The sequence below is a fragment of the Candidatus Korarchaeota archaeon NZ13-K genome, assembly GCA_003344655.1.
GTDB lineage: Archaea > Korarchaeota > Korarchaeia > Korarchaeales > Korarchaeaceae > Korarchaeum.
This window is the reverse complement of the sequence record MAIU01000045.1, coordinates 1-7,702: the sequence shown is the minus strand read 5'-3', so window position 1 is coordinate 7,702 and position 7,702 is coordinate 1. Positions and strand designations below refer to the sequence as shown.

General features: G+C 59.9%; 7 protein-coding genes and 1 pseudogene. 1 reads left to right on the top strand and 7 read right to left on the bottom strand.

Annotated elements, in window-relative coordinates; translation table 11 throughout:
- Nucleotides 1-167: 167 nt before the first annotated feature.
- Nucleotides 168-677, top strand: a complete 510-nt coding sequence (locus BA066_05330; protein RDD53267.1) for a hypothetical protein — start codon at nucleotides 168-170, stop codon at nucleotides 675-677.
- A gap of 111 nt (nucleotides 678-788) precedes the next feature.
- Here the strand turns inward: BA066_05330 and BA066_05325 are convergent, their stop codons facing one another.
- The 7 genes and pseudogenes from BA066_05325 to cooS form a co-directional block, all read right to left on the bottom strand.
- On the bottom strand, nucleotides 789-980 hold the full coding sequence (locus BA066_05325; protein RDD53266.1) for a CooT family nickel-binding protein: 192 nt from the start codon (nucleotides 978-980) through the stop codon (nucleotides 789-791).
- Between the two features lie 4 nt (nucleotides 981-984).
- Nucleotides 985-1,737, bottom strand: coding sequence for a hypothetical protein (locus BA066_05320; GenBank protein RDD53265.1), 753 nt, complete (start codon nucleotides 1,735-1,737; stop codon nucleotides 985-987).
- A complete protein-coding gene (locus BA066_05315; protein RDD53270.1) occupies nucleotides 1,721-2,332 on the bottom strand; it encodes a hypothetical protein in 612 nt (203 codons plus the stop codon). The genes BA066_05320 and BA066_05315 overlap by 17 nt, the downstream gene beginning before the upstream one ends.
- A 368-nt stretch (nucleotides 2,333-2,700) precedes the next feature.
- Nucleotides 2,701-3,084 (bottom strand): annotated as a pseudogene (locus BA066_05310) (hydrogenase iron-sulfur subunit).
- On the bottom strand, nucleotides 3,081-5,027 hold the full coding sequence (locus BA066_05305) for a CoB--CoM heterodisulfide reductase iron-sulfur subunit A family protein (protein RDD53269.1): 1,947 nt from the start codon (nucleotides 5,025-5,027) through the stop codon (nucleotides 3,081-3,083). Before BA066_05305 ends, BA066_05310 begins: the two are co-directional and overlap by 4 nt.
- Nucleotides 5,020-5,817, bottom strand: a complete 798-nt coding sequence (locus BA066_05300) for a CO dehydrogenase nickel-insertion accessory protein CooC (GenBank protein ID RDD53264.1) — start codon at nucleotides 5,815-5,817, stop codon at nucleotides 5,020-5,022. The genes BA066_05305 and BA066_05300 overlap by 8 nt, the downstream gene beginning before the upstream one ends.
- 6 nt (nucleotides 5,818-5,823) lie before the next feature.
- A complete protein-coding gene (cooS, locus tag BA066_05295; GenBank protein RDD53268.1) occupies nucleotides 5,824-7,659 on the bottom strand; it encodes an anaerobic carbon-monoxide dehydrogenase catalytic subunit in 1,836 nt (611 codons plus the stop codon).
- Nucleotides 7,660-7,702: the final 43 nt, after the last annotated feature.

Here is a 7,702-nt window from a genome sequence, read left to right as displayed (position 1 = left end):
TGATCACACCTTGCGATGCGGTATGCTCTCCAAACGAGCCGATGGGGGTCATCCGCTCGATAATCCTCACCGCAATCCCGGATAGGTGGATATTATGTTGATCTAACCCTCCATGGTAGGTTAAGTTTTTATAGAAAGCGCGTGAGGTGAGCGTAAGAGGTCGCATTATGTCGATTCCTTCCGGCGAAGAGGAGGTGCTGGGGGTCGTCCTCCTGAGGAGGCCGAGATCCCTGGGAAGATGGGACACATTCGCGACAGTCTTAACGACTAGGAGAATGATATTCGCCCAGATAACCGGGGAAATGGTCAAGGAAGCTACAGAACAGGCCAAGAGACAGGCGAAAGCCGAGGGAAAGGGGTTCCTAGGACAATGGTCCGCCCAGCTCAGGGCCACGCTGAGCTACGCGAACAGGTACATGAGCATGGAGCCCTCCCTTATTCTCTCGGAGACCCCGGGGAACTTCTACATCGATAACGATTCGATAGGGGAGATCAAGCTTAAACTCTCTCCCCAGGGAAATGTGAATGAGTTCGACGTTGAGATTCACTCGCGGTCCGGGAAGATGGTCTTCAAGATGGACGAGAACGCCGACAACGTGAGGCTCCTCAAGAATGCCTACGGGGACAGGGTCAAGCTGCCTTTCGGCTACTCGATCAGCGGCTTCAGACTGGGCTGATCCTATCCCCTCCCTTTTGCGCGCTCACATGACTTTGAGCTCAGGGGAGCGCCTCTCATGAAAAATGCCTGAGGGGGGATGCCGCGCCCTCCTCGGAGGCCCTTTTGTTCGTCACTTGACGATTACCCTCACCTCATGCCTCAGCATGTCTATCCTGATCTCCTTCACCCCATCCAGCGATCTCTCATCACCATCCTCGTTCACGAGCACGAGCCTACCGTCCTTGAACCACACCAGCATGACCTCCTCCATCATCAGCTCCTCTCCAGAGTCACTGACCAGGTACGCCACCCCCTCGCACATGATATCACCTCCCGAAGATCTTACGGGGAGGGGGATTGAACAGCTCCTCCAGGCCCAGCTCCTCAGGGCGCATGCCCATGGAGTACGCCAGAAGCTGGGTGAAGTGGAGCACGGGCAGGCCTGAGGTGTAGAAGTCGAGCATGAAGTGGCAGAGATTGCACATGGTGGCTACAGCCTCGGCTCCCGCCGATCTGGCTGAATCTATCACGTCCTGAGCCAGTTTAACGGCTATCTCTGGCTCCCTGAGGGCCAGGGGGCCTCCACAGCACTTGGCCTTCATCGGGAAGTCGACGACATCGGCCCCCGTCAGGGAGAGGATGTCCCCCAGCACCCTCGGCTCCTCTGGATCGTCTATGGCCAGCTCCCTCGGCCTGAGGGCGAGGCAACCGTAGTAGGGGGCCACCTTCACGTCGACCCTCCTAACTATCCTCGATGCTATCCTCTCAAGCCCTACTTCCCTGGCCAAGAAGTCAACTATGTGAACTGCGGATCCTCCGTTTCTGTTGATCGTGCTGTAGCATCCGCTGCATCCCGTTATCACCCTACCTCCGGCCTCCCTGTTTATGATGGAGGCGAGCTCCCTGGTCATCCTCCTATCGTAGAGCTCCCCCTCGAGGGTGCCGCAGCAGGGGAGATCCTCAAGAAGCCTGTAATTCACTCCAAGCTCCTTCAGAACGAAAAGGCTCGTCCTGACGTAAGCTCTCTCGGTGGTCATTCCGGAGCATCCTGGATAGTAGGCCTCAACCCCTCCCGACAACCCTCCTCACCTCCCTCAACAGATCATCCCTGACCCTCCCCCTCTCCAAGATGAGGGGGACGAGCCTCAGCCCCCTGATCCCGGATGCGTTTACAACAGAGATTCCAAGACTCTTCATGGCCAGGATGGCGGGGTTAAGGAATCCCTTGCCTGAAAGCTCCTCCAAAAACGCCCTTTCCACCCTTCCAGCCCCGTACCTCCTGGCGGCGATGTTAGATAGAGCGGTGGCCACATCCGGGAAGCTCAGGCCCTGCGGGCACCTGACGGAGCATATGAAGCAGTGGAGGCATATCTCATAGCTCCTGCGCCTCAGCACCTCCTCCCTGCCGAGCTGGAGCTCATGCATGAGCTTAGCCGGTGAGAATCCCTTGAAGCCCGTCATCTGGCATGAGGAGGAGCACTCGCCGCACTGGAAGCATGCCATGACGTCCTGTCCGGAAAGGACCTTCAGCTCCTCCGCGAGGCTCAAGCTCTCACCCTCCCGAAGGAGATCGATCTGGCGCTGAGGGCCTCCTTGCAGTCGGGACATACTCTGGGTGAGTTGGCCCTCCTGAGCTCCTTCTCCGTCGCGAAGTGCCTCCCGCAGACCTCGCATTCAACCAGAGGAATCCTCATCGCCTCGCTCCACTCCTCCAGGAGCTGTGAGACCCTCACCCCACCCAACCTGAGGGACGCCTCCCCGCTCTCCTCGCAGGCCTTCACGCAGTCCCCGCAGGCCGAGCATCTGGCCGCGTTCACGAGGATGCTCCTGAACCCGTTGGAGTCCACCATCTTCAGCGCACCCAGACCGCAGGATTCCACGCAGGCGCCGCACCCGGCGCAGCTCTCATCGTAGATCGGGACCCTGAAGCCAGGTATCTCCGGAAGAACGAGGTCCCTCACCTCCCTGGCCACGACCCTGAGCGCCTCTACAAGGTTCATCTTCTTCCCCAGCCTGACCCTGTCCAGCCTTCTCGTCCTCCTCAAGGGTCCGAGCTCCTCAACCCTCCGGGCCATCTCCTCAGCCGCCGCAACGAACTTCTGGGGCTCCGAGGACGCCATGAAGAACATCTCAACCCTCTCGGGCTCAACACCCACGGCCCTGAGGAGCTCCTTCACGAAGTTCACCCTTCTCTCCGCCTTCACGTTCCCGTCCACGTAGTGACACTCCCCCTTCCTGCAGCCGGCGACGAAGACGGCATCCGCTCCCCTCGCGAGGGCGTAGAGGAGCCAGGAGGGGTCAACCGTGCCGGAGCAGGGTACCCTGACGACGAGCACGTTGGCCGGGTGCCTCCTGTGCGTGCTCCCGGCCAGATCCGCGGCTGCATAGGCGCACTCGTTGCAGCAGAACCCCACAACGTAGCTCAAGTTATCACCTCCAGCAGCCCGTCCACCTGATTGAGCATCTGCCCGTGGCCGTAAAGCCTCCTCTCTATGGCCCCGGTCGGGCAGGCCCCCTGGCAGATACCGCAGCCCATGCACGCCAGGGGCATCACCTCGGCCTTGCCCCCTTCCACAACTATCGCTGAGAACGGGCATTCCTCAGCGCACGCCCCGCAGCCCGTGCAGAGATCCTGGTTCACCTCGGCCTTCTCCCCGGTCACCTGGACCTTCCCCAGAAGCAGAAGCCTGGCCGCCTCACTTGCAGCTGCCTTCGCCTGCGTAACCGAGTCTGGAATGTCCTTCGGCCCCTGGGCGGTCCCGCATATGAATATACCCGGTCTAGATGTCTGAACCGGCTTCAGTTTTGGGTGCAGCTCCTGCAGGAAGCCGTAGAGGTCCCTGGGTATGTTCAGCAGCTTCGAGATCGATGTGGTTCCCTCCGATGGGGTCAGGCCGGCGGCTAGGACGACCATGTCGACTTCCAGGCTCAGCTTCTCCCCAAGAAGCTCATCGTAAACATCGACCACTAGCCTCTCTCCATCTCTCCTCACCTCGCCGGGCTTACCCCTTATGAAGACGACTCCCTCCTCCCTCACCCTCCTGTACATTTCCTCGAACCCCTTCTTCGGGGTCCTCATGTCCATGTAAGCCACGTACACCTTCGTGCCAGGGTACTCCATCCTCAGTATCTCCGCGTGCTTCAGGGTTATCATGCAGCAGACGTTGGAGCAGTACGGATTGTGGTTCAGATCCCTGCTGCCAGCGCACTGTATGAAGAGCACGCTCTCAGGGACCTTTCCATCAGAGGGTCTCCTTAGATGTCCCTGCGTCGGTCCGTTGACGTTTATGAGGGATTCGAATCCGAGCTGCGTTATCACGTCTGCGATCCTCCCGTAACCGTAGTTCCTCAGGTTGGATGCATCGTACTCATCGGCCCCAGTGGCCACTATTATCGCCCCCACCCTGAGCTCGAACTCCTCATCCGTCTCGCTGAGATCCACGGCCTTCGCTGGGCAGACCTCCTCGCACTTCCTGCAGCTCCCGTCCTTGAAGAAGAGGCAGCTGGCCTCATCCACCGCGTAAGCCCTGGGAACCGACTGGGGGAAAGGTATGTAAATGGCCTTCCTCTTCCCTAGTCCCATGTACCACTCGTTACTCACGCTCACAGGGCAGTTCTCAGCGCATATGCCGCATGCGACGCACTTCGTCTCGTCCACGTGCCTGGCCCTCCTCCTCACCCTGACCCTGAAGTCCCCCACGGAACCGCTCACCTGCGTGACCTCGCAGAGCGTGTGAATCGTGATGTTGGGATGGTGCTCGGCCTCGGCCATCATGGGTGTTAGTATGCAGAGGGAGCAATCGCCCGTCGGGAAGACCCTGTCAAAGAGGGCCATCTTCCCCCCTATCGTGGGGCTCCTCTCCAACAGGTGCACCCTTATCCCCTTCTCCGCCAGGTCCAGGGAAGCCGCTATGCCCGCCACTCCCCCTCCTATCACCAGGGCCTCCCTAGTCACGCTGAACTCCCCGGTCTCAACGGGCTCGGCCTCCAGAACCTTCTCCACGGCCGCCCAGGTGTAAGCTATAGCCTTCCTGGTGGCCTCCTCAGGATCATCTGTGGACCAGGAGACGAGCTCCCTTATGTTGGCCTGCTCGAAGTAGCCCATGTTCAGACCGGCCTCCTCCACGACGCTCCTGAAGAGGGGCTCATGCAGCTTCGGGCTGCAGGCAGCCACGACGACCCTGTCCACCCTTCCGGCCCTTATGTCCCTCTTTATGAGGTCCTGCCCGGAGCTGCTGCACATGAAGAAGTAGTGCCTGGATACGGTGACCGACGGATGCTTCTTGAGCTCGGCCGCCACCCTCTGGACATCCACCTTACCTGCTATGTTCTTGCCGCAGTGGCAGACGTAGACCCCCACCTTAGGCATGAGGATCACCCCCGAATATGCTGTCGAAGGCCTCCATCAGGGATGAGATCGCTTTAGAGGAGCCGATCAGGTCCCTCAAGCTCCTCCCCTCCACCTCGGCCCTCAGCAGGGACTCGTCGTAGGGGATGAAGAAGCACCTTCCCCCCAGCCTCTCCCTTATCCTCTCCACATCGCGGTGATCCCCGGAGAACTTGTTCACTATGTAGCTGACCTCCGCTATCCCCAGGCTCCTTCCCATCTCCGCCAGCCTCCTGGCTATCTCAAGGGACTTCAGGGTTGGCTCGGTCACGCAAAACATGTGGTCGAACCTCTCAGCCAGACCCCTTCCGAACACCTCCGCCCCCGCCTCGGCATCGACGACGACGGCATCATCCTCCTCCATCAGGAGGTGGGATAGCATCGCCTTCCCGAGGGCTATGGCCGGGCATAGGCAACCTTGTTTCGCTGAATCTATGCTCCCGACCACCAGCAGGCTTATGTTCTCATCCACCCTGATGCCGTACCTTTCGACCAGGTCCTCAACCCTGGGGTTGAGCCTGAAGTAGAGGCCCCAGCTCTCCCCCGGCCTGGCTCCGGTCCTCTCCTCTATCAGTTCCTCATCCTTCACCAGGGGGACTATCCTCCCCCTCACATCCTCTGGGAGGCCCAGGGAGAAGGCCAGGTTCGGGACGGAATCCGTATCAACGGCCAGAACCCGCTTACCCCTTGAGGAGAGAAAAAAGGAGAGAGTTGAGGCGACCGTTGTCTTTCCAACTCCTCCCTTCCCGGCCACTATCACCTTCAGCCCCATAAGCCTTCACTCCGGCCAGCCCAACCTCCTCCTCTTCTCCATTATGTGATCAATGATTGCCCTCGCAGCCTTCTGCGGGTCCGTCTCGACGAGGAACTTACCTCCAACTAGGTCCTCAGCTCCCCTAGTGAGGATCTCCACCACCTTAGGCGCTCCCAGCACCGGAGGCACAGTGCCCAGATGTACTAGTAGCCCGCTTGCCACGAAGTAGGTCCCTATGGACACGGCCTTCTCGCTGTACCACTCGGGAGCGGAGCCCGCTGCCGGGAGATCACTTATATCGACTCCCAGATGATCAGCCAGCGCCGCTAGGGCTACCAGCATCCTGCTGCAATCGACGCAGCTCCCCATGTGAAGGGCGGGGGGTATGCCTAGCGCCTTGCAGACCTCCCTCAGGCCGGGACCAGCCAGCTCCGCAGCCTCCGGTTTGAAGAGACCGTGCTTGCTCATCGCTATGGCCCAGCATCCCGTGCCGACAACCAATATGTCATTCGCTATCAGCTCCTTTGTTATCGTGACATGTGAGCTGTCGTGCCTGACCTTCGGGTTGGTGCAGCCAACTATCCCGGCGATCCCCTTTATCTTACCGCTCCTCAGGGCCTCAGCCAGGGGCTCCAGCGTCCCTCCCAGGGCCGAGAGTATCGCCTCCACGCTGAAGCCGACCACGGCCTCCATCTTCTCCTTCGGTATGAGCACCCTCTCCCTCATCCTGTTCTTGAAGTTCTCGACGGCCATTCTCACTATCTTCTTCGCGCTCTCCTCGGCCCTGGCCTTGTCGAACTCCACGTGGATGGCCCCCGGTATCTTGGTCTTGGGCTCCGTCGTTATCACCTTAGTGTGGTAGCACGAGGCCACGTCAACCAGGGATGGCATTATGCATTGGTAATCAACGACAACGGCCTCCAGAGCCCCCGTTATGATCGCCAGCTCCTGCTGGAGGAAGTTTCCGGCTATGGGTATCCCGAGTCTCATGAGCACCTCGTTCCCGGTGCAGCACATCCCCACCACGTTTATACCGCCCTCGGCGCCGAGGCTCCTGGCCAGCTCCACCAACTCAGGGTCCTTAGCGGCCTCCACTATCTTCATGGAGAGCAGGGGATTGTGACCGTGAACCATTATGTTGACCGCATCCTCCCTGAGCACCCCGAGATTGGCCCACACTTTTATCGGCTTCGGGGTGCCGAACATCACGTCACTGAATAGGGTGGCCATCATGGAGCCGCTCCATCCGTCGGCCAGGGCGGCCCTGATCCCCTGGGCTATCAGGTTGAGGGGATCGGCGTCAACCCCCATGTGGGTCCTGTGCATTATCTCCGTGACCTCCCTGTCTATGGCCCTCGGGGTCATGCCGAGCCTCTCCCACAGCCTCTTCCTCTTCTCCGGGGCGTAGGCATTGAGAAACCTGAGTGGCTCGTTCCCTGGCTTTCCGAACTCCATCTCTGCTATCTCAACAACCTCCTTGGCTATCTCCATTATCCCCTTACCCTCGGTCTCTATTCCAAGGGCCTTGGCCATGTTGATCAGCTTCCCCTCATCCGTTATTCCGTAGTCCTTGGCCCAGCCGTCTATGATTCCCCTGAAGACCTCAACAATATCCCTAGCGTGATCGCTGTGCGCGGCCGCCCCGGCCGCCAGGGCCCTCATCAGGTTCCTGGCGACTATGGTGTCCGCGCTGGCCCCGCATATCCCCTTGCTGGGACCGTAGCCGAACGGGTCTATCCTGCAGGGTCCCATGTTGCAGTTCCTGCAGCATACACCGAGGAGCCCAAAGCCGCACTGAGGCTGCTGAGCCAGATACCTGTGCCAGGCGGTCTCAACACCGTCCCTCTCCGCCTTCTCCAGGAGCTGGGGAACCGTGGGATCTACGGATGCCTGCTGGTAGAAC

Coding starts and splice junctions, on each gene's coding strand:
- BA066_05330 (RDD53267.1), top strand. CDS start 168: ATGTCGATTCCTTCCGGCGAAGAGGAGGTGCTGGGGGTCGTCCTCCTG.
- BA066_05325 (RDD53266.1), bottom strand. CDS start 980: ATGTGCGAGGGGGTGGCGTACCTGGTCAGTGACTCTGGAGAGGAGCTG.
- BA066_05315 (RDD53270.1), bottom strand. CDS start 2,332: ATGCGAGGTCTGCGGGAGGCACTTCGCGACGGAGAAGGAGCTCAGGAG.
- BA066_05305 (RDD53269.1), bottom strand. CDS start 5,027: ATGCCTAAGGTGGGGGTCTACGTCTGCCACTGCGGCAAGAACATAGCA.
- BA066_05300 (RDD53264.1), bottom strand. CDS start 5,817: ATGGGGCTGAAGGTGATAGTGGCCGGGAAGGGAGGAGTTGGAAAGACA.